23 protein-coding genes are annotated in these 24,131 nt (G+C 73.4%); 10 read left to right on the top strand and 13 right to left on the bottom strand.

What is annotated here, in order from left to right; all coding sequences use genetic code 11:
* Positions 1-5: 5 nt before the first annotated feature.
* The gene (locus tag BX286_RS12090; protein ID WP_079426502.1) at positions 6-881 is read right to left on the bottom strand and encodes a LysR family transcriptional regulator; all 876 of its coding nucleotides are present in this window, start codon (positions 879-881) and stop codon (positions 6-8) included.
* Positions 882-951: 70 nt separating this feature from the next.
* On the opposite strand from BX286_RS12090, the gene BX286_RS12095 reads away from it, so the two are divergent.
* Entirely contained in the window at positions 952-1,320 is a 369-nt protein-coding gene (locus tag BX286_RS12095) for a nuclear transport factor 2 family protein (RefSeq protein WP_079426504.1), read from the top strand.
* A 69-nt stretch (positions 1,321-1,389) separates the two neighbouring features.
* Here BX286_RS12095 and BX286_RS12100 read toward each other — a convergent pair whose 3' ends face one another.
* The 3 genes from BX286_RS12100 to BX286_RS12110 all read right to left on the bottom strand — a co-directional run bounded on the left by BX286_RS12100 (position 1,390) and on the right by BX286_RS12110 (position 4,412).
* Positions 1,390-2,331 carry a 3-oxoacyl-ACP reductase gene (locus tag BX286_RS12100; protein WP_121014957.1) on the bottom strand — a complete coding sequence of 314 codons (942 nt, stop codon included), beginning with the start codon at positions 2,329-2,331 and terminating at the stop codon, positions 1,390-1,392.
* A 24-nt stretch (positions 2,332-2,355) separates the two neighbouring features.
* Complete coding sequence (locus BX286_RS12105; protein WP_079426508.1) at positions 2,356-3,432, bottom strand: Zn-dependent alcohol dehydrogenase; 1,077 nt, start codon at positions 3,430-3,432, stop codon at positions 2,356-2,358.
* 107 nt (positions 3,433-3,539) lie between these two features.
* Positions 3,540-4,412 (bottom strand): MaoC/PaaZ C-terminal domain-containing protein, encoded by an 873-nt coding sequence (locus tag BX286_RS12110; protein WP_079426510.1) that lies wholly within the window; start codon positions 4,410-4,412, stop codon positions 3,540-3,542.
* A gap of 240 nt (positions 4,413-4,652) precedes the next feature.
* On the opposite strand from BX286_RS12110, the gene BX286_RS36525 reads away from it, so the two are divergent.
* A complete protein-coding gene (locus BX286_RS36525; RefSeq protein WP_261993627.1) occupies positions 4,653-5,012 on the top strand; it encodes a DNA-binding response regulator in 360 nt (119 codons plus the stop codon).
* Positions 5,013-5,144: 132 nt separating this feature from the next.
* Here BX286_RS36525 and BX286_RS12125 read toward each other — a convergent pair whose 3' ends face one another.
* Complete coding sequence (locus BX286_RS12125; protein WP_079426512.1) at positions 5,145-6,446, bottom strand: cytochrome P450; 1,302 nt, start codon at positions 6,444-6,446, stop codon at positions 5,145-5,147.
* A 192-nt stretch (positions 6,447-6,638) separates the two neighbouring features.
* Between BX286_RS12125 and BX286_RS12130 the strand changes: the two genes are divergently transcribed.
* Positions 6,639-7,799 (top strand): amidohydrolase family protein, encoded by a 1,161-nt coding sequence (locus BX286_RS12130; protein ID WP_121014960.1) that lies wholly within the window; start codon positions 6,639-6,641, stop codon positions 7,797-7,799.
* Between the two features lie 136 nt (positions 7,800-7,935).
* Here BX286_RS12130 and BX286_RS12135 read toward each other — a convergent pair whose 3' ends face one another.
* Genes BX286_RS12135 through BX286_RS12145 form a run of 3 tightly spaced genes read right to left on the bottom strand, consistent with a single transcriptional unit; the run spans position 7,936 to position 12,672 of the window.
* Positions 7,936-9,120 (bottom strand): lipid-transfer protein, encoded by a 1,185-nt coding sequence (locus tag BX286_RS12135; protein ID WP_079426516.1) that lies wholly within the window; start codon positions 9,118-9,120, stop codon positions 7,936-7,938.
* 16 nt (positions 9,121-9,136) lie between these two features.
* Positions 9,137-11,608 carry an acyl-CoA dehydrogenase gene (locus tag BX286_RS12140; protein ID WP_121014961.1) on the bottom strand — a complete coding sequence of 824 codons (2,472 nt, stop codon included), beginning with the start codon at positions 11,606-11,608 and terminating at the stop codon, positions 9,137-9,139.
* Positions 11,609-11,646: 38 nt separating this feature from the next.
* Positions 11,647-12,672, bottom strand: coding sequence for a YafY family protein (locus BX286_RS12145; protein ID WP_100863723.1), 1,026 nt, complete (start codon positions 12,670-12,672; stop codon positions 11,647-11,649).
* Positions 12,673-12,769: 97 nt separating this feature from the next.
* On the opposite strand from BX286_RS12145, the gene BX286_RS12150 reads away from it, so the two are divergent.
* The 5 genes from BX286_RS12150 (at position 12,770) to BX286_RS12170 (ending at position 17,541) form a co-directional block, all read left to right on the top strand.
* On the top strand, positions 12,770-13,180 hold the full coding sequence (locus BX286_RS12150) for a DUF3224 domain-containing protein (RefSeq protein ID WP_079426520.1): 411 nt from the start codon (positions 12,770-12,772) through the stop codon (positions 13,178-13,180).
* 174 nt (positions 13,181-13,354) lie between these two features.
* On the top strand, positions 13,355-13,999 hold the full coding sequence (locus BX286_RS12155; RefSeq protein WP_121014962.1) for a class I SAM-dependent methyltransferase: 645 nt from the start codon (positions 13,355-13,357) through the stop codon (positions 13,997-13,999).
* A 231-nt stretch (positions 14,000-14,230) separates the two neighbouring features.
* Entirely contained in the window at positions 14,231-15,202 is a 972-nt protein-coding gene (locus BX286_RS12160) for an N-acetylmuramoyl-L-alanine amidase (RefSeq protein ID WP_100863721.1), read from the top strand.
* 200 nt (positions 15,203-15,402) lie between these two features.
* On the top strand, positions 15,403-16,191 hold the full coding sequence (locus tag BX286_RS12165) for a DUF5336 domain-containing protein (protein ID WP_079426528.1): 789 nt from the start codon (positions 15,403-15,405) through the stop codon (positions 16,189-16,191).
* A gap of 339 nt (positions 16,192-16,530) precedes the next feature.
* Positions 16,531-17,541, top strand: coding sequence for an LLM class F420-dependent oxidoreductase (locus tag BX286_RS12170; protein ID WP_121014963.1), 1,011 nt, complete (start codon positions 16,531-16,533; stop codon positions 17,539-17,541).
* A 103-nt stretch (positions 17,542-17,644) separates the two neighbouring features.
* Here BX286_RS12170 and BX286_RS12175 read toward each other — a convergent pair whose 3' ends face one another.
* Positions 17,645-18,286: a hypothetical protein gene (locus BX286_RS12175; RefSeq protein WP_237292807.1), complete on the bottom strand. Its 642-nt coding sequence runs from the start codon at positions 18,284-18,286 to the stop codon at positions 17,645-17,647.
* A gap of 160 nt (positions 18,287-18,446) precedes the next feature.
* Here BX286_RS12175 and BX286_RS12180 point away from each other — a divergent pair, with 160 nt between their 5' ends.
* Entirely contained in the window at positions 18,447-18,752 is a 306-nt protein-coding gene (locus BX286_RS12180) for a hypothetical protein (RefSeq protein WP_398898424.1), read from the top strand.
* A 65-nt stretch (positions 18,753-18,817) separates the two neighbouring features.
* On the opposite strand, the gene BX286_RS12185 is transcribed toward BX286_RS12180, so the two are convergent.
* The 3 genes from BX286_RS12185 to BX286_RS12195 all read right to left on the bottom strand — a co-directional run bounded on the left by BX286_RS12185 (position 18,818) and on the right by BX286_RS12195 (position 22,227).
* On the bottom strand, positions 18,818-19,906 hold the full coding sequence (locus tag BX286_RS12185; RefSeq protein ID WP_121014964.1) for a prenyltransferase: 1,089 nt from the start codon (positions 19,904-19,906) through the stop codon (positions 18,818-18,820).
* Positions 19,903-20,700, bottom strand: coding sequence for a class I SAM-dependent methyltransferase (locus BX286_RS12190; protein ID WP_100863718.1), 798 nt, complete (start codon positions 20,698-20,700; stop codon positions 19,903-19,905). Before BX286_RS12190 ends, BX286_RS12185 begins: the two co-directional genes overlap by 4 nt.
* A 207-nt stretch (positions 20,701-20,907) precedes the next feature.
* On the bottom strand, positions 20,908-22,227 hold the full coding sequence (locus BX286_RS12195) for a glycosyltransferase family 4 protein (RefSeq protein WP_079426536.1): 1,320 nt from the start codon (positions 22,225-22,227) through the stop codon (positions 20,908-20,910).
* Positions 22,228-22,476: 249 nt separating this feature from the next.
* On the opposite strand from BX286_RS12195, the gene BX286_RS12200 reads away from it, so the two are divergent.
* The gene (locus BX286_RS12200; protein ID WP_079426538.1) at positions 22,477-23,118 is read left to right on the top strand and encodes a TetR family transcriptional regulator; all 642 of its coding nucleotides are present in this window, start codon (positions 22,477-22,479) and stop codon (positions 23,116-23,118) included.
* 202 nt (positions 23,119-23,320) lie between these two features.
* Here BX286_RS12200 and BX286_RS12205 read toward each other — a convergent pair whose 3' ends face one another.
* Positions 23,321-24,079 carry a GntR family transcriptional regulator gene (locus BX286_RS12205; protein WP_121014965.1) on the bottom strand — a complete coding sequence of 253 codons (759 nt, stop codon included), beginning with the start codon at positions 24,077-24,079 and terminating at the stop codon, positions 23,321-23,323.
* Positions 24,080-24,131 lie beyond the last annotated feature (52 nt).

Below are 24,131 nucleotides of genomic sequence, written 5' to 3' on the forward strand. Positions count from 1 at the left end.
GCGGTTCAGCCGGCTCGCAGTGCGGCCAGGAGTCTGGTGCGCAGGAGGCGGACGGCCGGGGAGTGCTGGTCGGGGCGGGTGACGAGGCCGAGCCGTGCGTGCGTGGCGGCGTCGGCGAGGGGGACGGCGCGCAGGCCGGCGGCCCGGGCGGAGGAGGCGCTGAGGACGGCGACGCCCGCGCCGCGCTCGGCGAGGCGGAGCAGTGCGGCCGGGGAGCTGGCTTCGAGGTCCACCCGCGGGTCGAGGCCGGCGCGGCGGCAGGAGTCCTCGTAGGCGGCACGGATGCCCGTGCCCGGCGGGAGGCAGAGGACCTTCTCGCCGCGCAGGGCGGTGAGGGGCAGTTCCGTCCGGTCGAGGGGGTGCCCGGCCGGGACGACGGCGGCGATCGGCTCGTCGGTCACGATGTCCGCCTCCAGGCCCGTGGCGGCCTCGCCCGCGAACCCGATCAGGGCCAGGTCGAGGGAGCCGGAGAGGACCTGGGCCTGGAGGGCGTCGGAGTGCCCCTCGTGCAGCCCGAGTTCGATGCCGGGGTGGCTGCGGCCGAGGTCGGCGAGGGTGTCCAGGAAGGGCGGGATGGAGCAGCCCATGACCATGCCGAGCCGGACCCGGCCGCGTACGGCGTCGGCGAACTCGGCCGCGGTGTGCCGGATGGCGTCGAGGGTGGCGAGGGCGCTCTTGGCGAGGGGGAGGACCGCCTCGCCCGCCGGGGTGAGGCGGACCTGACGGCCGGAGCGGTCGAAGAGGGCATGGCCCAGCTCGCGTTCCAGTTTGGCCACCTGGGTGCTGACGCCGGACTGGCTGACGTGCAGCCGGTGGGCGGCGCCGGTGAAGGTGCCTTCGTCCACGACGGCGGCGAAGTAGCGCAGCTGGTGCATCTCCATATCTAATGATGATAGCTGGCATCTGATCCATCTGTTGGACGGATGACCGCGGGGCCACCAGGATGGAGACATGACGACGACGAGGACCGCACGAGAGCTTGCCGAGACCTACTTCACCGCCTGGGAGGCGGGCGACTTCGACACGATGCGCGGACTACTGGCCGAGGACGTCGACTTCGTCGGGGCGCTGGGGACGGCCCAGGGCACCGAGGAGGCGCTGGCCGGGCTGAAGGGGCTCGGGCAGGTGCTGGAGAGGATCGACGTGAAGGTGCGGGTGGCGGAGGGCGACGAGGTGATCACCTGGTTCGACCTGTGCACCAGCATCGCCCCGCCGGCGCCGACCGCGAACTGGATGCACGCGGCGGACGGAAAGATCACCCGGATCCGGGTCACCTTCGACCCGCGCGCCCTCCTGGCAGGCTTCGCCGAACACCACTGATCCCCGGCGGGCCCCGGGGCCCGCCGGGGCAAGGACGCGGGCCCCACCAGCGCGATCCGGAAGGCGGCCTTAGTCGTGCTTGAGGCCCAGGACCTCTGCCGCCGCGAAGGTTTCGCCCGCCGGGCGGGAGGCGTAGTGCGGGGTGAGGACGGAGTCGAGCTCCTCGAAGGAGAAGACCTCCTTCGCGGTGTCGAACTTCGCCGCCACCCGGGGGCGTTCCATCACCACGACGATTCCGCCGTGCACCACGAACAGCTGGCCGTTGGCCTTCGCCGACGCCGGTGAGGCGAGGTAGCCGACCAGGGGGGCGACGTGCTCGGGGGCCAGCGGGTCGAGCTTGCCCTCCTCCGGGACCTGGAAGCCGGCGAAGACGTCCTCGGTCATCCGGGTGCGGGCGCGCGGGCAGATGGCGTTGGCGGTCACCCCGTACTTGGCCAGGGCCAGGGCGGTCGAGGTGGTCAGGCCGACGATGCCGCCCTTGGCCGCCGCGTAGTTGGGCTGGCCCGCCGAACCGCCGAGGAAGGCCTCGGAGGAGGTGTTGACGATCCGCCCGTACACCGGGCCGCCCGCCGCCTTGGAGCGCTCGCGCCAGTGCGCGGAGGCGAAGTGGGTGGTGTTGAAGTGGCCCTTGAGGTGGACCCGGATCACCGAGTCCCACTCGTCCTCCGACATCGAGAAGACCATCCGGTCGCGCAGGATCCCCGCGTTGTTGACCAGGACGTCCAGCTTCCCGAAGGCGGAAACGGCCAGGTCGACCAGTTCCCGCGCCTGCTCGAAGTCGGCCACGTCCCCGAGGTGCGCCACCGCCTGGCCGCCCGCCGCGCGGATCTCGGCGGCGACCTCCTCCGCCGGAGCGGACGAGGCCTCCCCGGAGCCGTCGCGGCCGCTCTGGCCGAAGTCGTTGACGACCACGCTCGCGCCGAGCCGGGCCAGTTCGAGCGCCTCGGCCCGGCCGAGCCCCCGGCCGGCGCCGGTGACGATGGCGCTGAGCCCCTCAAGTGGCAGTGACATGTGCCGGATTCCTCTCAGGACGGATCAGATCTCGATGCAGGTGCGCAGGGCCGTGCCCGTGCGCATCTGGTCGAGGGCGTCGTTGATCTCGGCGAGCTGCACCCGGTGGGTGATCAGGCCCGCCAGGTCGATGCGACCGGCCCGCCACAGCTCGATGGTGCGCGCGTAGGAACGCAGCACGTCCCCGCCCCCGTACATGGAGGGGAGGATCTTCTTCTCGTCGAAGAACAGCGAGAACATGTCGATCTGGAAGTTGTCGTCGAGGGCCCCCGCCCCGACGATCACGACCGAGCCGCCACGCCGGGTCATCTGGTAGGCGGTGCGTGCGGTGACGGACTTGCCGACGACCTCGAAGACGTAGTCGAAGCCTTCGCCGGAGGTGATCCGGGCCTTCGCGTCCTCGAACGCGTCCGGCGCGACCGCCTCCGTCGCCCCGAAGCGCAGGGCCGCCTCGCGCCGCGACTCCACCGGGTCGACGGCGATGATCTGCGCCGCGCCCTGCACCTTGGCGCCCTGGATGACGGAGATGCCCACGCCGCCGCAGCCGATGACGGCGACCGAGGAACCCGCCTCCACCTTCGCGGTGTTGATGGCCGCACCGAGTCCGGTGGTGACGCCGCAGCCGATGAGGGCGGCGATGTCGAAGGGCACGTCGTCGGGGATCGGGACGGCGCAGTTGGCGGCGACGACGATCTCCTCGGCGAAGGTGCCGGTCGCGGCGAAGCCGAAGATCTCCCCGCCGGCCCGGCGGAAGTTGGGGATGCCCGCGTTGACCAGGCTCTCCAGGCACAGGTGTCCCTGGCCGCGCTTGCAGGCGGCGCAGTGCCCGCAGGGCGGCAGCCAGCAGACGAGGACCCGGTCGCCCTCCTGGTGGCCGGCGACCCCCTCGCCGACGCCGGTGATCACCCCGGAACCCTCGTGGCCGGGGATGAAGGGCGCGGGCTGCGGCAGCACGCCGCTCATCGCGGAGAGGTCGGAGTGGCACAGGCCGGTGGCCTTGATGCGGATCCGCACCTTGCCGGGGCCCAGGCCCACGGCTTCCATGTCGTCGACGACCTCTAGCTTGTCCTGGCCTATCTCGCTCAGCAGTGCTGCGCGCACGGTGCGGCTCCTTAGGGGCGTGTGCCTGGGCGTGTGCGGGTGCGGGGTGGCGCGGTGCGCGGTGTGGGGCGGGGGGTGGGGGGTGTGTGTTCGGTGCGCTGTGCGCGTTACGCGTGTTCGACCACGGTGTCGGCGAGGACCGGCGCGTCGTCGCGTTCGGCCGCGGTCACCGAGACCAGGACGCGGCCGGGCTCCTGCCACATCCGGATGCGCAGGGTCTCGCCGGGGAAGACGACGCCGGCGAAGCGGGTGCGGTAGGCGCGGACCCGGGAGACGTCCCCGCCGAGGACGGTGTCGACGACGGCCTTGAGGGTCATCCCGTACGAGCACAGGCCGTGCAGGATCGGCCTGTCGAAGCCGGCGAGCTTGGCGAACTCGGGGTCGGCGTGGAGCGGGTTCCAGTCCCCGGAGAGCCGGTAGAGCAGGGCCTGTTCCTCGCGGATCGGCCGCTCCTCGGTCCGGTCGGGGGCCCGTTCGGGCAGCTCGCCGCGGACGGAGGGGCCGCGGTCGCCGCCGAAGCCGCCCTCCCCGCGGACGAAGATCTGCGCGTCGCTGGTCCACAGCGGCCCGTCGGCGTCGGCCACCTCGGAGCGCAGCACGATCACGGCCGCCTTGCCCTTGTCGTAGACGGCAGCGACCTTGGAGGAGGAGGTGGCCCGGCCCTTGACGGGGATCGGCCGGTGCAGCTCGATGGAGTGGCCGCCGTGCAGGACGTGCGCCAGGTTGACCTCGATGCCGGGGGCGGCGAGCCCGCCGAGCATGGCCATGCCGGCGCCGGCCACGGTCGCGAAGCTGGGGAGCACGTGGAGCTTGGACTCCAGGGTGTAGCGCAGTTCGTCGGGGTCGGTGGCCAGGCTGTTCCCGTGCAGGGACGCGCCGGCGCCGAGGCCGAGGTGGTAGAGCTGGACGTCCTTGTGGTCCCAGCCGATCTCCCCCTGGCGGGGGTCGGCGGCGAGGGCCCTGGCGGCATCGATCGGCATTCGGATGCTGCTCCTTCTGCTCTCTGGAAGACCTCGGTGCGACCGTCCGCACCGTCGGCCGCACCGAGGTCGCATGCGGAGCCGGTTCTAGAACGCGTTCTAGGAAGCGGCTGAGGGAATGTATAACGCACGCCCCCGTGGTTGGGAAGAAGGCTGCTGACTTCGCGTCAGATGATCGTGGTGCGGGGCGTGTTGCCCGGCACGTCGAGGGCCGGGCGGTAGCCTGCGGCGGTGGATGAGATGCCCGCGACCCACCGGCCCGCCCGTTCCCTGCGCGTCCTGCTGGACCCGCCGAACCCGCCGCTCGCGCTCCGCCTCGGGCTCCAGCCGGACATCGAGGTGGTCGCCTCGCCGGCGGAGCGGCCGGCGGTGGCGCTGGTCGAGGACCCCGCCACGGTGGCGGCCCTGCTGGCCGAGGACCCGGAGTGCCGGGTCCTGGTGGCCACGGGGTCGGCGCACCCGGGGCTGCGGGAGGCGGTCCTGGCGGCGGGCGCGGCGGGGCTGGTGCTGCGGGACGGGCCGGTCGAGGAGCTGGCGGAGTGCCTGCGGAGGGCGTCGACGGGCGAGACGGTGGTGGACCCGGCGCTGGCGGGGCCCTGAGCAGCCCGGCCGCTGTCCGGGCAGGGGTGGGGGCGGGGGCGGCGTGGGCGTGGGGGCGGCGTGGGCGCGGGGGTGTATGAAAGCCCTCCGCCGGTCAGCGGCGGAGGGCTCCCCTCGGGGCTCGGGCCCCGGTCAGCTGCCCGCGGTCCAGTCGTCGACCGTCCGCGAGGGGTCCAGTGCGACCGGCAGCTTCTCCAGCCCGCGGAAGGCCGGGAACGGCCCCTTGAGCCAGTCCCCCTCCGCCGGCGTCGGCATGGCGAGGACCATGTCGGGGAAGCGGTCGAGCAGGGCCGTGAGGCAGATCTCCAGCTCCAGCCGGGCCAGCGGCGCGCCCAGGCAGTAGTGGGCCCCGTAGCCGAAGCCGAGGTGGCTGCTCTGCAGTCCTTCCCGGGTGAAGTCCAGGGTGTCGGGGTCGGGGAATTTCTCCGGGTCGCGGTTCGCGGACGAAAGGGCGATCTGCACGACGGCCCCCTTCGGAATGACCGTCCCGCCGATTTCGACGTCCTCCAGCGCGTACCGGAAGGTGGAGGTTTCCACCGAGCCCTCGAAGCGCTGCATTTCCTCGATCGCCTGCGGCAGCAGTTTCCGGTTCTCCTGGATCGCCCGCAACTGGTCCGGGTGGGTCAGGAGGCTGAAGACGCAATTGCCGATCTGGAGGGTGGTCGTCTTGTGTCCGGCGAAGAGCAGGACCCAGATCATCGACACGAGTTCGTCGTCGGTCAGCGGCTCTTCCTCGTGCGGCGTCTCCACCAGCATGGTCAGGAAGTCGTCCGTGGGCTGGAGGCGGGTCCGGTGGATGTGCCGGGCGAAGTAGTCACGCAGCCAGATCTCGGCCTCTTGCAGGTCTCCCTTGAGGTCCTTGCTGAACCGTGAGCGCGTCACGACGGCGAACCACTTGAGGACCTCGGTCCGCTCCTCCCCGACGATGCCGAGCAGCTCGCAGATGACCATGACGGGCAGCGGCAGCGCGAAGGCCTGCATCAGGTCGACGGGCCGGTCCGTGGGGCAGCGGTCGAGCAGCCCGTGGGCGAGCTCCTCGATGTGCGGGCGCAGGGCGTGGATGTGGCGCGGGGTGAAGGCCGTCTTGGCGATGTGGCGCAGCCGGGTGTGCCGGGGCGGGTCGGCGAACAGCAGGTTGTCGTCGAGCGCCTCGCACAGGTCCCCGAACAGGGCGTGGTAGAGGTCGATGCCCTCGTGCATGTCCTTGCCGATGCGGGGGTCGGCGAGGATGGCGTGGGCGTCCTCGTAGCGGGTGATCAGGTACGTGTCCACGCCGTGGCCCGGGGTGAGCCGGGCGATGGGGGCCTGTTCGCGCAGGGTCCGGTAGACCGGATAGGGGCACTGCCGGTATTCCGGTGTGCTCTTCGTCGCGGCCGCCACCGCTTCGTCCAGCGCGAGACCGCCATCCGCCGCGGTAGTCGGTTCAGTCGTCACGCGCCCAGACCTTTCGGGTAACCCGGAATTGACAGTCGGCTCCTTTCCCGGGCCGGATCGAGGGCGAAACCCGATTGACCCGTTCGGAGCCGAAACCTCCCCCGGCGGAATGTCCGGGCGGCGGTTCCGGGGAGCCGCCCTAGGGTGTGCGGTGGTTTTCGATTCGCGGGCCGACGAGAGGGAAATGCGCACATGCCGGAATACGGTGCGGGCGGCCTGGCCGCCGGCGGAGCGGTACGCCGGGACGCGGCGGCTACGGCCGGGGCGGCGGTCGGGGCGGAGGACGACGGGAGCGGGGGTGTGATCGACGTCCACCACCACTTCTGCGCCCCCGACTGGCGCCGCTGGGCGGAGCGGCAGGGGCTGGTGGGCCCGCGGTCGCTGCCGCCATGGGCGGGCTGGGACGCGGAGAGCGCGCTGGCGGTGATGGACCGGACGGGGATCGCCGTGGCGGTGCTGAAGCCGATGCTGCCCGCACGGTACGAGAGTGCCGCGCAGCTGCGGGAGGCGGTGGCCGTGACGATGGAGGCGGCGGCCGGGGTGGTGGAGGCGTACCCGGGGCGCTTCGCGTTCCACGCGCCCCTGTTCCTCGACGAGGAGGAGGTCTCCTCCTGGACCCTGCGGCGCGGCCTGGACGAGCTGGGGGCGGTGGGGGTCAACGTGACGGCGAACTACCGCGGGGTGTACCTCGGTGACCCCTCGTACGACAGGATCTTCGCCGAACTCGACGAACGCGCGGCGATCGTGGACACCCACCCGCACAACCTCCCGGACGGCCCGGCCGGCGGACGGCCCACGGTGGCACCCGGGGGGCCGGGCGGCCCGCCCGCAGGTGCGGCCGGCGGTCCGGGCGGGCACGGGGCCCCCGGCGGGCCTGGTGGAGGGCGCGGGGGGCCGGTGGCCGTGCCCGGACTGCCGAACTTCCTCTGTGACTTCCTGCTCGACACCACCCGCGCCGCCGCGAACATGATCCGTACCCGGACCCTCGACCGGTTCCCGAACCTGTCGGTGATCCTGCCGCACGGCGGCGGCTTCCTCCCGCAGATCGCGACCCGGATGGAGGCCTTCGCGTACGCCTTCGACCCGCCGGTGGAGCCCGCGGCGGTACGGGACCACATGCACCGCTTCTACTACGACACCGCCGGCCCGCTCTCCCCGGCCGGCACCCTCCTCGCCACCGTCGACCCCGGCCGGATCCTGTTCGGCAGCGACTGGCCGGCCTGCCCGGCCTCCGTCGTCACGGACCTGGCCGTCCCCGCCCTGGCCGCCGACCCGGCGTTCACCCCGGCACTGCGCCGGGCCGTGAACCGGGAGAACGCGCTGCGCCTGATGCCGGGCCTGGTCCGCGCCTGACGCCCCCGCAGGCCGCCGCCCGACGAGACGGAACCCCGCCGGTACGGCCCTTGCCGTACCGCCCGCCGCCGGGCCGCGCCGCCCGGCAGGCCCGGCACGGCCCGTGCCGCCCGCCCGGCGGCCCGGGCCGGCGCCGTCAGCGGCGCAGGAGGGTTACCACCGCCGCCCCGCCCAGCCCGATGTTGTGGGCCAGGCCCACCCGGGCGGCGGGGACCTGCCGCGCCCCCGCCTGGCCGCGCAGCTGCCACACCAGTTCCGCCGCCTGCGCGAGCCCCGTCGCCCCCAGCGGGTGGCCCTTGGAGATCAGGCCGCCCGAGGGGTTGACCACCCAGCGGCCGCCGTAGGTGGTGGCTCCGCTCTCGACGAGCTTGCCGGAGGCCCCGTCCGCGCACATGCCGAGCGCCTCGTACGTCAGCAGTTCGTTCACCGAGAAGCAGTCGTGCAGCTCCACCACGTCGACGTCCTCGATGCCGAGCCCGGAGTCCTCGTAGACCCTGCGGGCGGCCGCGGCCGTCATCGGCTTGCCGACCACGTCGATGCAGGAGCCGCCGAAGCTCTCCTCGGTGTCCGTGGTCATGGCCTGCGCGACGATCTCGACGGCCTTGTCGTGCAGCCCGTGCGCCACGACGAACCGCTCCGAGACGACGAGGGCGGCGGCCGCGCCGTCGGAGGTGGGCGAGCACTGGAGCTTGGTCAGCGGATCGTGGATGGTCTTGGCGGCGAGGACCTCCTCCACCGTGTACACGTCCTGGAACTGCGCGTTCGGGTTGTTCGCGGAGTGCCGGTGGTTCTTGGCGCCGACCGCCGCGAGCTGCGCGGGCGTGGTCCCGTACCGCTCCATGTGCTCGCGGGCGGCGTTGCCGAAGATCTGCGCGGTGGGCGGGGACATCTCGAAGCCGTGCGCGGCGGCCATGATCCCGTAGTGCCGGGCGACCGGCGAGGTGTTGAAGTCCCCGCCGTCGGCGCCGCCCCCGAGCGCGCCCCGCTTCATCTTCTCGAAGCCGACCGCCAGCACGCAGTCGCTGATGCCGCCCTGCACGAACTGGCGGGCCATCATCAGCGCCGTCGAGCCGGTCGCGCAGTTGTTGTTGACGTTGTAGACCGGGACCCCGGTCAGGCCCAGTTCGTACGCCGCCCGCTGGCCGGCGGTGGAGGGCTGGAAGCAGTAGCCCACCGGCACCTGCTCCACCAGCCCGTAGTCCACGCCGGCGTCGGCGAGCGCCGCGCCGCCGGCCTCCCTGACCATGTCCCAGTACTGCCAGTCCCGTGACTCCGGCTTCTCGAACTTCGTCATGCCGACGCCCACGATGTACGACTTCATCAATGCTGCCCTTCAGTCAGTCCCTGGGGAGGCCGAGGATCCGCTCGGCGACGACGTTCAGCTGGACCTGGGTGGTGCCCCCGGCGATGGTCAGGCAGCGCGACATCAGCATCCCGTGCACCGCCCGCTCCCCCGCCCCCTCCCGCACCGCGCCGGCCGGGCCCAGCAGTTCGAGCGCGAGCTCGGCGGTCCGCTGCTGGTGGGGGGTCTGTACGAGCTTGCGGACGGAGGCGCCCGCGCCCGGCTCCAGTCCGGACACCTGCTGGAGGGTGGTGCGCAGGCCGATGCAGGCGAGCGCGTGCGCTTCGGCGGCGAGCGCGCCGATCCGGGCCCCGTAGGAGGCGTCGAGGCCGGAGGAGGCGGCGATCAGCGTCTCCAGTCCGCTGTCGAAGGTCATCTGGTCGGCCATGTGGACGCGTTCGTTGCCGAGGGTGTTGCGGGCGGCCTTCCAGCCGCCGTCGGCGGCGCCCACCAGGGCCCCGGCGGGCAGCAGGACGTCCTCGAACCAGACCTCGTTGAAGAGGGAGTCGCCGGTGATCTCCTTCAGCGGGCGGATCTCGATCCCCGGGGTGTTCCTCATGTCGACGACGAAGTAGCCGAGCCCCTTGTGCTTGGGCGCCTGCGGGTCGGTGCGGGCGAGCAGGATCCCGAAGTCGGCGGTGTGGGCGGAACTCGTCCACACCTTCTGGCCGTTGATCCTCCAGGAGCCGTCTGCGGTCCGGTCGGCCCGGGTGCGCAGGGAGGCCAGGTCGGAGCCGGCGCCCGGCTCGGAGAACAGCTGGCACCAGGTGGTGTCCCCGCGCAGGGTGGGCAGGACGTACGCCTCGCGCTGCTCCTCGCTGCCGAAGGCGATCAGCGAGGGCACGATCCAGGTGGCGATCCCGAGATCGGCGACCTTGACGCCGGCCTCCTTCAGCTCCTGCTGGATCACGATCTGCTCGGCCGGCCCCGCGCCCCGCCCGTACGGCGGCGGGAGGTGGGGGTTGGCGTAGCCGGTGGGCGCGAGCAGCCGGCGGGCGGCCGCCGGGTCGAGGCCGCGGGCGGCCCCGATGGCGGCGCGGGCGGCCGGGCGGTGGGCCTCGGCCTCCGCCGGGAGTTCCAGGCGCAGCTCGCGCCGGGCCCCGGCTGCGGCGAGGCGTACGGCGCGCAGGCGGTGGGCGTCGCCGGGGCCCAGCAGCTGGCGGGCGACGAGGGCGCGGCGCAGGTGGATGTGGGCGTCGTGCTCCCAGGTGAAGCCGATGCCGCCCAGGATCTGGATGCAGTCCTTGGCGCAGGACCAGGCGGCATCGAGGGCGGTCGCGGCGGCGAGCGCGGCGACGAGCGAGCGCACGTCGGAGGGGTGGGGGGAGGCGTGCCGGGGGGCTCCGCCGGGGGTCCCGCTGGGGGCCTCCGCGGAGGTACCGCTGGGGGCCTGGCCGGGGGTACCGCTGGGGGCCCCGCCGGGGGTACCGCTGGGGGCCTCGCTAGCGGGGGTGCCGCCGGGGGCCTGGCCAGGAGTCTCACCGGGGGTACCGCTGGGGGCCTGGCCGATGGCCTCGCCGGAGGCCTCGCCGGAGGCCTCGCCGGGGAGCCTGCCGGGCGCCTCGCCGGGGGCCGCGCCGGAGGCCTCGCCGGGGAGCCTGCCGGGGGCCTCGCCGGGGGTTCCGCCGGGGGTTCCGCCGGGCGCATCGCCGGGGGGCGGGGTCGCGCTGTTGGCGGCGTCCCAGGCGAGGGCGCGGGCCTGTTCGAGGCGGACCAGCATGTCGGCGCACAGGTGCTTGACGCCCTGGAACCGCCCGACGGGGCGCCCGAACTGCTCGCGGGTCTTGGCGTGTTCGGCGGCCGTGTGCACCGCCCAGGCGGCGGTGCCGCAGGCGTCGGCGGCGAAGAGCACGCAGGCCAGGTCCCGCACCAGGGCCTCGTCCAGCCCCAGGAGCCGCTCCGCCGGGACGGTGACCCCGTGCGCCCGGACCTCGGCGGTGGGCCGGGTCGGGTCGGCGCTCTCGTGCGGCCGGACCTCCAGCGCTGCGGCGTCCACCGCGAACCACCGGACCCCGCCCGCCCCCTCGGCGGCGAGCAGCACCAGCTCCGCCTCACCGGCCCCGAGCACGGGAGGCGCGAGGCCGTCCAGCCGCCACCCGCCCCCCTCGGCAGCGACGGCGGTGACCCCGCCGGCCCCCAGGGCGACCGCCCCGACCCGCCCGTCGAGAGGTTCAGCCCCCGCCCGGTCCAGGAGTACGGAGGCCAGCGCACTCGGCAGGAACGCCCCGGGCAGCGCCGCCCGGGCGGCCTCCTCCACGACGACGGCCAGATCCAGCAGGGTCCCGCCCTCCAGATGGGGCGTCACCAGCCCCTGCGCACACATGCCGTCCCAGTAGCCCGGCCGCGCCCCGGCCTGGGGCGGGGCGTCGAGCAGTTTCCGCACCGCCTCGGGCGGCACCGCCCGCGCCACCCAGCCGCGCACGGCGTCGGCCAACTCCCGCTGCTCCTGCGTGATTCCGATGCCCATGCGCGGCAGACTAGAACACGTTTCAATCTGACGGAAGGTCAGATGAGAAGATGCGAGGGTTCTTCCCGGCGCGGCACAACGGGGCCCGACGGGGCGGGCTCCGCATAGCGAGCGGCGAGCACCCCCACCGCCTCGGCCACCGCCGCCCGCAGCTCCGCCGGACCGAGCACCTCCGCCTCCGCCCCCAGCCGGAGCAGGTCTCCCACCGCCACGGCCCGCGACTCCACCGACAGCTCCACCTCCACCCACCCCTCCCCGTCCGGCTCCCCCGCCCCCTCCAGGGCCCGCACCCCCGGGGCCCCGAACTGCATGGGCAGCAGCCGCTGGGCGCGGGGCGAGATCCGCAACCGGGCCGTGTCCTGGTGGAGGGCGGCCTCCAGGCGGCGGGAGGACTCCTCCCAATGGGCGGCCAGGTCGAAGCCGGACGGCCGCTCGAAGGCCGCGCCCGTCTCCTCCACCGCCAGCAGCCGTGACACCCGGTAGGTGCGCGGGCTCCCGGCCGCCGCCGCGACCAGGTACCAGATGCCCCCCTTGAGGACGATGCCCAGCGGGTGCAGCTCCCGCCGCCGCAGCTCGCCCGACCAGCGCCGGTACTCCACCCGCAGCGTGCGCTGCTCCCACACCGCCCGGGCCACCGCCGCCAGGTGCGGCACCGGGTCGGCGTCGCGGAACCAGGCCGGGGCGTCCAGGTGGAAGCGGTCCTGGACGAGCCGGGCCCGGTCGGCCAGCGCGGCGGGCAGTGCGGCCTCCAGCTTCAGCCGGGCGGTGGCCACCACCGCACCCAGGCCCAGGTCGCGGGCCGGCCCCGGCGCCCCGGCCAGGAAGAGCGAGCCGGCCTCGGCGTCGGTGAGGCCGGTCAGCCGGGTGCGGTAGCCGTCCATCAGGCGGTAGCCACCGGCGGGCCCCCGGTCGGCACGGACCGGCACTCCGGCGGCGCCGAGCGCCTCGACGTCCCGGTACACCGTGCGGACGGACACCTCCAGTTCCGCGGCGAGTTCGGGGGCGGTCATACCGCCGCGGTTCTGGAGCAGCAGGAGCAGGGAGAGGAGCCGGTCGGCGCGCATGCGGCCATTCTCCGCGGGATACCTGACAGGAGATGTCAGGTATCCCGCCGAAGCTGGTCACCGCACGAGCACCACCGCCCGTTCCGGAAGGACAGCCATGCCCACGCACACCGCCACCGGCCGCTTCACCTACGCCAAGTGGGAGGAGCACGCCGCCGGCCCGGACGACGTACTGCCCCGGCTCGCCCAGGCCTCGGTCGTCAACTCCTTCTCCGGCGGCATCGAGGCCGCCGAGACCGTGTGCACGTACGCGATCGCCTACCTGACGGCGGCCACCGGCACGTTCACCGGTCTGGAACTGATCACCGGCAGCCTCGACGGCCGCGGCGGAGGCTTCGCGGTCGAGGAGCGGGGCTCGTTCCATGAGGACGGCACGACCCAGTGCACCTTCGAGGTGGTCCCGGGCTCGGGCACCGGCGCCCTGACGGGCCTGCGCGGCAGCGGCGGTTTCGTCCACCGGCAGGGCGAGACGTCCGTCCCCTACACGTTCACCTACGAACTGGACTGACCCCAGCCCCCTGCCCCGTTCCCTGCCCTTTCCCCTGCTCCCGACCCCCTCCCCGGACCCCCGGCATGGTGCCCTACCGCCCGGTAGGGCACCATGGGCCGCCACACCCGCACCACGCCCGCCACACCCGCGCCGCATCCGCGCCGGACCCGCTCACCGCCCGGAGGACCACCCATGGCCGCCACCCCCAAGCCGGAGACCCTCGCCGCCTTCGAGGCCGCCAAGGGGTTCATGCCCGTCGACGAGGGCCTCGCCCTCCACGAGGCCGCCTCCGCCGCGGCCGCGCTCGGGCTGCCGCTGCTGGAGGTCGGCACGTACTGCGGGCGCTCCACGATCCTGCTGGCCGACGCCGCCCGCGAGGCGGGGGTCCCGGCGATCACCGTCGACCACCACCGGGGCAGCGAGGAGCAGCAGCCGGGCTGGGAATACCACGACCCGACGGTGGTGGACCCGGAGGTCGGGCTGATGGACACCCTCCCCACCTTCCGCCGCACCCTCCACAAGGCCGGCCTGGAGGAGCACGTGATCGCGGTCGTGGGCCGCTCCCCCCAGGTCGCGGCGGCCTGGGGCGGCAAGCTCGGCTTCGTCTTCATCGACGGCGGCCACACCGACGAGCACGCCACGAACGACTACGAGGGATGGGCCCCGCACCTGGCGGTCGGCGGCACCCTGGTCATCCACGACGTCTTCCCCGACCCGGCCGACGGCGGCCAGGCCCCGTACCGGATCTACCTGCGGGCCCTGGCCTCCGGCGCCTTCGAGGAACTCTCGGTGACGAACTCCCTCCGCGTCCTGCGCCGCATCGCCGAGGGCGTCTGACCCCGCACAGGCCTCGCGTCGCCACAGGCCTCGCGTCGGCACAGGCCTCGCGTCGGCACAGGCCTCGCGTTGGCATAGGCCTCCCATAGGCCTCGCGCATCCGGGCTCGGCGGGGACACCCCCGCCAGGCCAAGCCGGGCCAAGCCAGGCCTACAAGACCGACAATCAGACCACGCCCTCGGATGGCGCAGTGTGCGTATGGGAGCCGCCCGGGCGTTCTAGCATCGCGACGTGCGCTACGACGACAGCCCCCCGCCGCCCGAGTCCGCCTCCTCCATCAGCCCCGACCGGCCTTGGTTCGCACGCCGGCCCGCCCTTGCGGTGGCGCTCGCGGCGCTGGCCCCGACCTGCCTGGCGGGTTGGGTGCTCACCCAGGTGCTGGCCGGTTCGGGAGCCGCCGCCCCGCAGCCCGCGGGGGCGGCGGCCGCCGCCTCCACCCCCGCGGCCGCGGCTGACGCCAAGGCCAGCGCCTCTCCGAGCGCCCCGGCCGCCCCGGCCGCCCCGAAGCCCGCCGCCGCTCCCGCCAAGGGTCCGCTGAGCGGCCGGACCGTCGTCATCGACCCCGGGCACAACACGGGGAACTTCAAGCACGGCCGGGAGATCGACCAGCAGGTGGACATCGGCACCAACCGCAAGGAGTGCGACACCACCGGCACCACCACCAACTCCGGTTACATGGAAGCGGAGTTCTCCCTCGACGTCTCCCACCGGGTGCGCGCCCTGCTGGAGGGCAAAGGCGCCAAGGTGGTCCTGACCCACGACGGAGACCGCCCCTGGGGCCCCTGCATCGACGAGCGGGCCCGGATCGGCAACCAGGCCGCGGCCGACGCCGTCGTCTCCGTCCACGCCGACGGCGCCTCCGCCGGCAACCGCGGTTTCCACGTGATCCTGCCCGCCCGCGTCAAGGCCGGCGCGGCCGACACCGCGAAGATCGTCGGCCCTTCCCGCGACCTCGGCGAGCGCATCGCCTCCAACTTCGCCCGCACCACCGGCTCGTCCCCCGCCAACTACCTCGGCAGCGGCACCGGGCTGGTCGTCCGGGACGATCTGGGCGGCCTCAACCTGTCGACCCGGCCCAAGGTGTTCCTCGAATGCGGCAACATGCGGGACGACAAGGACGCGGCGCAGCTGACGAGTCCGGAGTGGCGGCAGAAGGCGGCCCAGGGCATCGCGGACGGCATCACCGGCTTCCTGGGCGGGTAGTCCTCCGGGGCGGCGGCCCCCGAAGGGCCGTCCCCTGGAAGGCAGTCCCCCGGGGCCGCCCCCGGGGGCCGCCCCCGGGGACAGTCCCCAGGGGCAGTCCCGTGGCGGCTCGCCGCCCCGGTCCTCTCGGCCGCGGAAACCTCCGTACCATGGGGGCGCCCGATCCGCCCCCTGCCAAGACCGAGAAGGACACCAGAGACGTGAACATCCGCTCCCTCACTCGAGGCGACGGCGTGGTGATCGGAGCAGCGGTGCTGCTGTTCATCGCCTCGTTCCTCGATTTCTACTCCGCCGCCAGCGGCGCCGACCTCCCGAGCGTGTGGGACACCGACGTCTACCGGCTGGCCCTGCCGGCCGTCTTCCTGATGGGCTTCATCGCGGCGGGCCTGCTGATCGGGGCCCGCTTCCAGCCCGAGGGCCGCAAGGTGGCCGGCCTGACCCTGACGGCCTGGGGCACGGTGCTGGCCGTGGCCGCCGCCTGGAACGGACTCTGGTCGCTGATCGCCACCCCGCCGCTGGCCGACCTGGCCGCCGGCTGCATCCTCGGCTTCCTCGCCACGCTGGCCCTGGCCGCGGTGGCCGTCGCCGGTTCGAAGGTCCCCGCGCTGGCCGGGCCGCTGGTCCCGGAGCCCAGGCCGGTCACCGCCCAGCCGTACGGGGGCCAGCCCGGCACCGGCTACGGCTACCCGGGCGGGCAGCAGCCGCAGGGTTACGGGGCCACGCCGCAGCCGGCCCCGCCGTACGGGGGCGCCCCGCAGGACTCCGCCGGCGCCGGGTTCCCGGCCGCGGAGTTCACGCCGTTCTGGTTCGCGGTGCCGGTGGCCCGGCCCCTCTTCGCCGAGGACGGCTCCCCGACGCCGATCGCGGAACTCGCCCCGGGCACCTGGTACCTGGCCGTCGACCAGCGCGGCCCGTCCACGCTGATCGCCCAGACCCAGGACGGCCGCCGCGGCGTCCTGAACGACACCTCGGGCATCCAGCGCGGCTGACCCCCGCCCGCACGCAGCGCACCCGCACGCCCCCCCCCGCCCCACCGGCGGGGGGCCGTCGCACTTCCCGGCGGGGGCGGCGTGCCCTACAGTCGCCCGGACGGTACCTGACGCTGCATCAGATCCCGTCCGGGCTCGGGCTCGGGCCAGAGTTCAGGCTTCGGCTCGGGTTCGGGCTGAGGCTCGGGCTCAGGCTCAGACTCAGGCTCGGGCTTCGGCTTCGGCTTCGGCTTCGGCTGGGACCTGAGTTCGGGCTCGGCTCGCATCACGGCTCGCGACCCCGGTCAGGACCCGGCTCAGGCAACGGCAACGGCACCGGCATCGCGGAGGGGACCGTACATGCGCCTCGGACTCGCACTCGGCTACTGGGGCCGCGGACCCAGCCCCTCCCACCTCGACCTCGCCACCGAGGCCGAACGCCTGGGCTACGACTCGGTGTGGACCGCCGAGGCGTGGGGCTCCGACGCCTTCACCCCCCTCACCTGGATCGCCGCCCACACCTCCCGCATCCGCCTGGGCACCGCCATCGCCCAGATGGCCGCCCGCACCCCCACGGCCACCGCCATGCACGCCCTCACCCTGGACCACCTCTCCGGCGGCCGGATGATGCTGGGCCTGGGCCTGTCCGGGCCTCAGGTGGTGGAGGGGTGGTACGGGCGCCCCTTCCCCGCGAGCCCGCTCACCGCCACCCGCGAGTACGTCGACGTCGTCCGCCAAGTGCTGCGCCGCGAGGCCCCCGTGGCGCTGGACGGCCGCTTTCACGCCCACCCGTACCGGGGGCAGGACGGCACCGGCCTCGGCAAACCCCTCAAGCCCATCACCCACCCGCTGCGCGCGGACCTCCCGCTGCTGCTGGGGGCGGAGGGGCCGAAGAACATCGCCCAGACGACCCGGATCGCCGACGGCTGGCTGCCGCTGTACTGGTCCCCGACCCGCACGGACGTCTACCAGGCCTCCCTGGCCGGTCTGCCCGAGGGGTTCATGATCGCTCCGATGGCCCGGGCCCACGTCTGTGACGACGTCACCGAGGGGCTGCTCCCGGTCAAGGCGATGCTCGGCTTCTACATCGGCGGCATGGGGCACGCGGCCCGCAACTTCCACGCCGACCTGATGGCCCGGATGGGCTACGAGGCCGAGGCCCGCCGGATCCAGGACCTGTTCCTGGCCGGGCGCAGGCAGGAGGCGGTCCTCGCCGTGCCGGACGCCTTCGCCGACGAGATCTCCCTGGTCGGCCCGCGCGAACGGATCGCGGAACGGCTGGAGCTGTGGCGCAAGGGCCCGGTCACCGACCTCCTCGTCACCGCCCCCGACCCCCACACCCTCCGGGTCCTGGCGGAGCTCAACGGTTAATCCGCCACCGGCTGCGCCGCCACGCGGATGCCGCCCACCGGTCTCCCGGTGGGCGGCATCGGCGGCCGTGCGGCCAAGCACCCGCGGCCGGGCGGCGGGGCGGTCAGCCGCCCAGCTGGGAGACGCTCGGCACCTGGTCGGTCACCGGGGCGCCCGCGCTCTTGCCGGCCTCCTTCACCCCGCTGATCACGTTCTCGAAGGAGCTGATGTCGGCGTCGCCCGCGTTGCCCTTGCGCAGCTTGCTGCCCAGGTTCTTGAGGGAGTCGATGCCCGCGGTGAGCGGCCCCATCGCCTTCGACAGCAGCGGGTCGCCCTTGGCGTTGTCGGCCGCCGCCTTCAGCCGGTTGTACGCGAACGCGCCCGCGAGACCCGCCTTGATCAGCGCGAACGTCCGCCCCTTCGCGCCCTTCTTGAACTTGCCCGCCCGGTACGGCTTGATGATCCACTGGTAGGTGGCCCCCGCCGCGAGACCGGCGTTGGCGACGAAGCGCGTCTTGGCGAACTTCTGCCGCTCCTCCGACGTGCTCGGCTCGGGCGTCGCCGCGGCCAGCTCGTCGGCCTCGGCCGCGTCCGGCTCCGCCACCGCGAGGGCGGCCAGCTCCGCCGCGGTCGCCGCCGACGAGACCTCCTCCCGTTGCCCCCGGTCGCCGCCGGTACCGCACGCGGAGGCACCGGCGATCAGCGAGGTGGACAGGACCACGGCCGCCACGGCGCGGCGGAATCGGACGGTGGTGGGTACGCGCACGGTTGCCTCCGGGGACTGAGGTGTCCCCCGCAGCCTCACCCGGCCGCCGTCCCCCCGCCACTCGGGCGACCCGTTCGGACACGGGGGGGACGGAGCGGCCGTCGCCACCGGAACGGGGCCGTACGGGTTTCAACCGGGCGGGAGCGGCAAGACGCCCGGCATGTACGGAGACCGCATCGCAGGACGCCGCCGGGCCGGCTGGTCGGCCGGCCGGCTCGTGGCGCTGGCCGCCGACGTCGTGGCGTTGATCATCATCGTGTGGATCGTGATGGACCTGCTGGACGCGAACCGTTCCAACGACGTAGTCCAGTGGTTCCACGACGCGGCGACCTGGCTGGCGGGCTGGTCGCTCGACATCTTCCACCTCGGCCGCCACTGGGCGCAGGTGGTCGTCGGCTACGGCATCGCCGCCGTCGTCTACCTGGTGGCGGGCCATGCCCTGGCCCGCCTCCTGCACCGCCTCTGAACGGGGGAAAGGCCGCGTCCGAGGAACGGTCACGGTCCTAGGAACAGAGGAACGGTCCTACGGTCCTAGGAACAGCAGCCCGGGTCCATGCCCGGCGGGAGCCGGTCGCCGCCGAAGACGACCGTGGTGGCCTCGTCCCCGCCCAGCGCGGCCACCGCCAGCAGCAGCGAGCCCGCCGTCCAGGTCGTCTGCTCCACCGGCCACACCGCCCGGACCTCGAAGACGTAACCCGTCCAGTACATGCCGTTGTCGGCGCGCAGGTGGCCGATCGAGCGCAGGATCTCCAGCGCCCGGTCCGACTCCCCCATCGCCCAGAGGGTGAGCGCGAGCTCGCAGGACTCCCCGCCCGTCACCCACGGGTTCGGCAGCACGCACCGCACCCCCAGGTCCGGGACGACGAACTCCTCCCAGCGTTCCTCGACGCGCGCCTTCGCCTCCGCACCCGTCAGGGCGCCGCCCAGCACCGGGTAGTACCAGTCCATCGAGTAGCGGGACTTGTCCAGGAACCGCTCCGGGTGCCGGCGTATCGCGTGCGCCAGGGCGCCCGCCGCCAGTTCCCAGTCGGGCTGCGGGTCACCGCGGTGGTCGGCGATGGCCAGGGCGCAGCGCAGGGCCTGGTGGATGGAGGAGGATCCGGTCAGCAGGGCGTCGGTGACCGCCGTGCCGTCCGCCTCCCGCTTCCAGCCGATCTCGCCGCCGGGCTGCTGGAGGCCGAGGACGAACTCGACGGCCGCCACGACCGCCGGCCACATCCGGTCCAGGAAGGTGTCGTCGCCGGTGGCCAGGTAGTGGTGCCAGACGCCGACGGCGATGTACGCGACGAAGTTGGACTCCCGTCCCGCGTCCTGCGGTTCGGCGGTGTCCACCCCGTCGGGCCGGTCCGCGTAGGCCGCGTACCAGGAGCCGTCCTGGTTCTGGTGGCGGGCCAGCCAGACGTAGGCCCGCTCCGCCGCCTCGTGCTCGCCGGCCGCGTCGAGGGCCATCGCGGCCTCGGTGTGGTCCCACGGGTCGAGGTGGTGGCCCCGGAACCACGGTATGGCGCCGTCCGCGCGCTGGACGGCGAGTATCCCCTCGACCGTGCGGGCCGCCTGTTCGGCGGTCAGCACGCCGTCCAGCACGAGGTGTTCGGGAACGGTGCGCTCCGGCGAGCTCACTGGGCTGAACCGGCTGCGCCGGCGGCGTTGGAGGCGTTGGCGGCCTTGGAGGGCTTGGCGGCCTCGGCGGCTTCGACCGGGAGGTGGGGCTTGGTCGCGTAGGCGACGAAGCTCTTGCCGATGAGCGGGTTGAGGGCCTGCTCGGCGAGGCGGGTGGCCAGGGGCTTCTTCATGATGTCCCAGACCAGGAGCTTGTGGTACGCCTTGACCGGCAGCGCCTTGTCGTTGTCCACGCCGAAGGCGCACTTGAGCCACCAGTACGGCGAGTGCAGGCCGTGCGCGTGGTGGGTGCCGTACGGCTTGAGGCCCGCCGCCTCCATCTTGCCGAGCAGCTCGTCCGCCTTGTAGATGCGGATGTGGCCGCCCTCGACCTCGTGGTAGGCGTCGGACAGCGCCCAGCAGATCTTCTCCGGGCCGTAGCGCGGGACGGTGACCGCTATGCGGCCGCCCGGCTTGAGCACGCGCACCATCTCGGCGAGGACGCCCTTGTCGTCGGGGATGTGCTCCATCACCTCGGAGATGATGACGACGTCGAAGGACTCGTCGGGGAAGGGCAGGGCCAGGGCGTCGCCCTCCATGGCGGTGGCGGTGGCGCCGGCCGGGGCTTCACCGGCCTCCTTCATGGCGGCGAACCACTTGGCGACCTCGCGGATCTCCTCGCCGTTGCGGTCGACGGCGACGACCTGGGCGCCGCGCCGGTAGCACTCGAAGGCGTGCCGGCCTGCGCCGCAGCCCAGATCGAGCACACGGTCGCCTGCGGCGAGCGGGAACCGGGAGAAATCGACGGTCAGCACGGGGTCCTGCCTTCGCGGTCACGGGGGTGAAGGGTGGTGCGGGGTGGTGCGCGGTGGTGAGTGTTGTGGGGTGGTGCGGGATGGTGCGGGGTGGTGAGTGTTGTGGGGTCGTGCGGGTCGTGCGGGTCGTGCGGGTCGTGCGGGTGGCGTGGGGGGGTGCGGGTGGTCTGCGGTGCGTGCGGTGCTCGCCGGGTGGTGGTGCGTCCGTCACCGGGTCCGAGCGGCGGCGGCACGCGCGATGGCGGCTCTGTAGTGCGCGGCGGTGCCTTCGGCGGCCTTGGCCCAGGTGAACCGGGCCAGCACCCGCTCCCGGCCGGCCGCTCCGAGCCGGACGCGCAGTTCCGCGTCGCCCAGCATCCGGCCCAGGGCCGCGGCCAGCGCTCCCGCGTCGCCGGGCGGCACGGCCAGGCAGGTCTCCCCGTCCGGGCCTGCCACCTCGGGGATGGCCCCGCCGGTGGTGGCGACGAGCGGGGTGCCGGTGGCCATGGCCTCGGCCGCGGGGAGCGAGAAGCCCTCGTAGAGGGAGGGCACGCAGGCCACCTGGGCGCTGCGCACGAGGTCGACCAGTTCGGCGTCGGTGATGCCCTTGACGAAGCGCACCGCGTCCTGGAGGTCGTACTTCTCGATCGCGCGGGCGACCGGCCCGGTCTCGGCGCGCTTGCCGACGACGACGAGGTGCGCGTCGGGCTGCTCGGTGCGGAGCTTGGCGAGCGCCTCGACGAGGTGGACGAGCCCCTTGAGCGGGACGTCGGCGCTGGAGGTGGTCACGATCCGCCCGGGGACCTCGGCCACGGAGGGGTCGGGCGACCAGAGGTCGGTGTCGGCGCCGATGTGGACGACGTGGATGCGGTCGTCGCGGACACCGAGGTGTTCGGCGATCTCCTGCCGGGAGGAGCCGGAGACCGTGAGGACGGAGGGCAGGCGGCGGGCGACGCGGCCCTGCATGCGCGTGAACGCGTACCAGCGGCGCACGGAGGCGCGCTTCTTGCGGTCCTTGGCGGCGGCGAGGTCCAGCTTGCGGTCGACGGTGATGGGGTGGTGGATGGTCGTCACCAGCGGTGCGCCGAGGTCACCGAGCAGGCCGTAGCCGAGGGTCTGGTTGTCGTGGATGACGTCGAACTCGCCCGCGCGGGCCTGGAGATGGCGTCGGGCGCGGAGGGAGAAGGTCAGCGGCTCGGGAAAGCCGCCGGTCCACATCGTCGCGACCTCGAGGGCGTCGATCCAGTCCCGGTACTCGTCGCGCCCCGGTGTGCGGAACGGGTCGGGGCTGCGGTAGAGGTCCAGGCTCGGCAGCTCGGTGAGCGTGGCGCCGGTGTCGAGCACCGGGTAGGGCTGCGCGCCGATCACCTCGACGGAGTGGCCCAGCTTCACGAGCTCGCGGGAGAGGTGGCGGACGTAGACGCCCTGGCCGCCGCAGAACGGGTTCCCCTTATAGGTGAGGAGTGCGATGCGCATCGGGCGGTCGCCGTCGGCGGCGGAAGCCTCGACGGCCTCGAAAGGGCTCGTCACCACGGCCTCTGCGGTCACTCTCGGCCCCCTTCTCCCTGCGCTGTCGCCGGAGCGTAACCGCTCGGATAATGTAGAACAAGTTTCAGACTTGATCCGTCGAAGACCATTGAATCTACCGGCCGGAAACCACACCGTAAGAGGCGGAGCAGGTGATTCGCGCCACGGCTCGGACGCCTGACATGCTGACGTCCGGACCGTCACGGAACTTCCACCGGCCCATCCCGGAATCAGCCCCCGCAACGACACGGAACGCCAGGAACGGGACACATGACAGCGGAAGCGAAGGCCGTCACGAAACCGGCGACGACGACCGGCCCGGCATCCCCTCCCCTGACCGAGCGCCAGGAGGCCCGGCGGCGCCGGATCCTCCACGCGAGCGCGCAACTGGCCAGCCGGGGCGGCTTCGACGCGGTGCAGATGCGCGAGGTCGCGGAGTCCTCGCAGGTCGCGCTCGGAACGCTGTACCGCTACTTCCCGTCCAAGGTGCACCTGCTGGTCGCGACCATGCAGGACCAGCTCCAGCACCTGCACGCGACGCTGCGCAAGCGGCCGCCGGCGGGCGAGGAGCCGGCGGAGCGGGTGGCGGAGACCCTGATGCGGGCGTTCCGGGCGCTGCAGCGGGAACCGCACCTGGCGGACGCCATGGTCCGCGCCCTGACGTTCGCGGACCGCAGCGTCAGCCCGGAGGTGGACACGGTCTCGCGGCTGACGACGGCCATCATCCTCGACGCGATGGGGCTGGAGGCCCCGCCGACGGCAGAGCAGTTGTCGGCGGTCCGCGTCATCGAACACACCTGGCACTCGGCGCTGATCACGTGGCTGTCGGGGAGGGCGTCGATCGCGCAGGTGAAGATAGACATCGAGACGGTGTGCCGGCTGATCGACCTGACGGCACCGGAAAAGGCCTGAACGGGTTGTCGGGCGGCCGGGTCGTGGCTGGGCGGTCTCAGGGAATCGTCATCCGGGGCCGGGGGCGCCCCAGATCGCTACGCGCTTCTCTCGGTTCGGCGTCCGCAGCCCGTCTGCGGCTGATACCCGCGCCTGATGACGAACAGAGCGGCATCGGGGACCGATGGACATCTCCGCCCACGGACCCTGGCCGGGCCCCCCGCTAGGCGTCGAAGTCGTATTCCAGGACGTAGGACGCCGAGTCCAGGGTCGTGTCGTTGACCTCGACGGGGCGGCCGCCCTCGGCGAAGGCCGTGCGGACGATCTGGATGACGGGCGTGCCCAGGGTGAGCGACAGCCGGTCGGCCTCGTCCGCCGACGGCATGCGGCAGCGGATCTCCTCACGGAAGTGGACCGGGGCGTACCCGAGGTCCGTCAGCCGTGCGTAGATGCCTCCCGGGCCGGGGTCGGTCCGGGTGATGGCGGAGTCGGCGACGAGGGTCGAGGGGAGGTACGACGTCGCGATGAGCACCGGCTTGCCGTCGAGCACGAAGCGGCGGCTGCAGGCCCAGACCTGGTCGCCGGAGGTGATGCCGAGCGCCTCGGCAACGCGGTCGTCGGCTTGCTGCTCGTGTACGTCGATCTGGTCGACTAGGAGCTCACGGTCATCGGTGTCGGCCGACCAGATGGAACGGCCCGAACCCCACTGCTCCTGTGCCAACCGCTCGATACCGCGCCGCCGCAGGGGCTTGAAGGCGCGGACGAAGACACCGGCGCCCTTGCGTGCTTCGACGAGGCCTTCGTTCTGCAGAACCCCGAGGGCCTGGCGCGCGGTCATGCGGGCGACGTCGTACGTGGCCATGAGGTCGTTCTCGCCGGGCAGTCGGTCACCAGGGCCGTACTCGCCCGACCGGATGGCCGCCTTCAACGCATCGGCGATCCGCTGGTACTTCGGCTGGCGGGAACTTCCCTGGCTGGTCATCGAACTGATCACTCCCTCTCCTCTCTAGACACCCTAGACCCAGCGGCAGACC

Source organism: Streptomyces sp. 3211.6 (genome assembly GCF_003634815.1).
GTDB classification, from domain to species: Bacteria; Actinomycetota; Actinomycetes; order Streptomycetales; family Streptomycetaceae; genus Streptomyces; species Streptomyces katrae_A.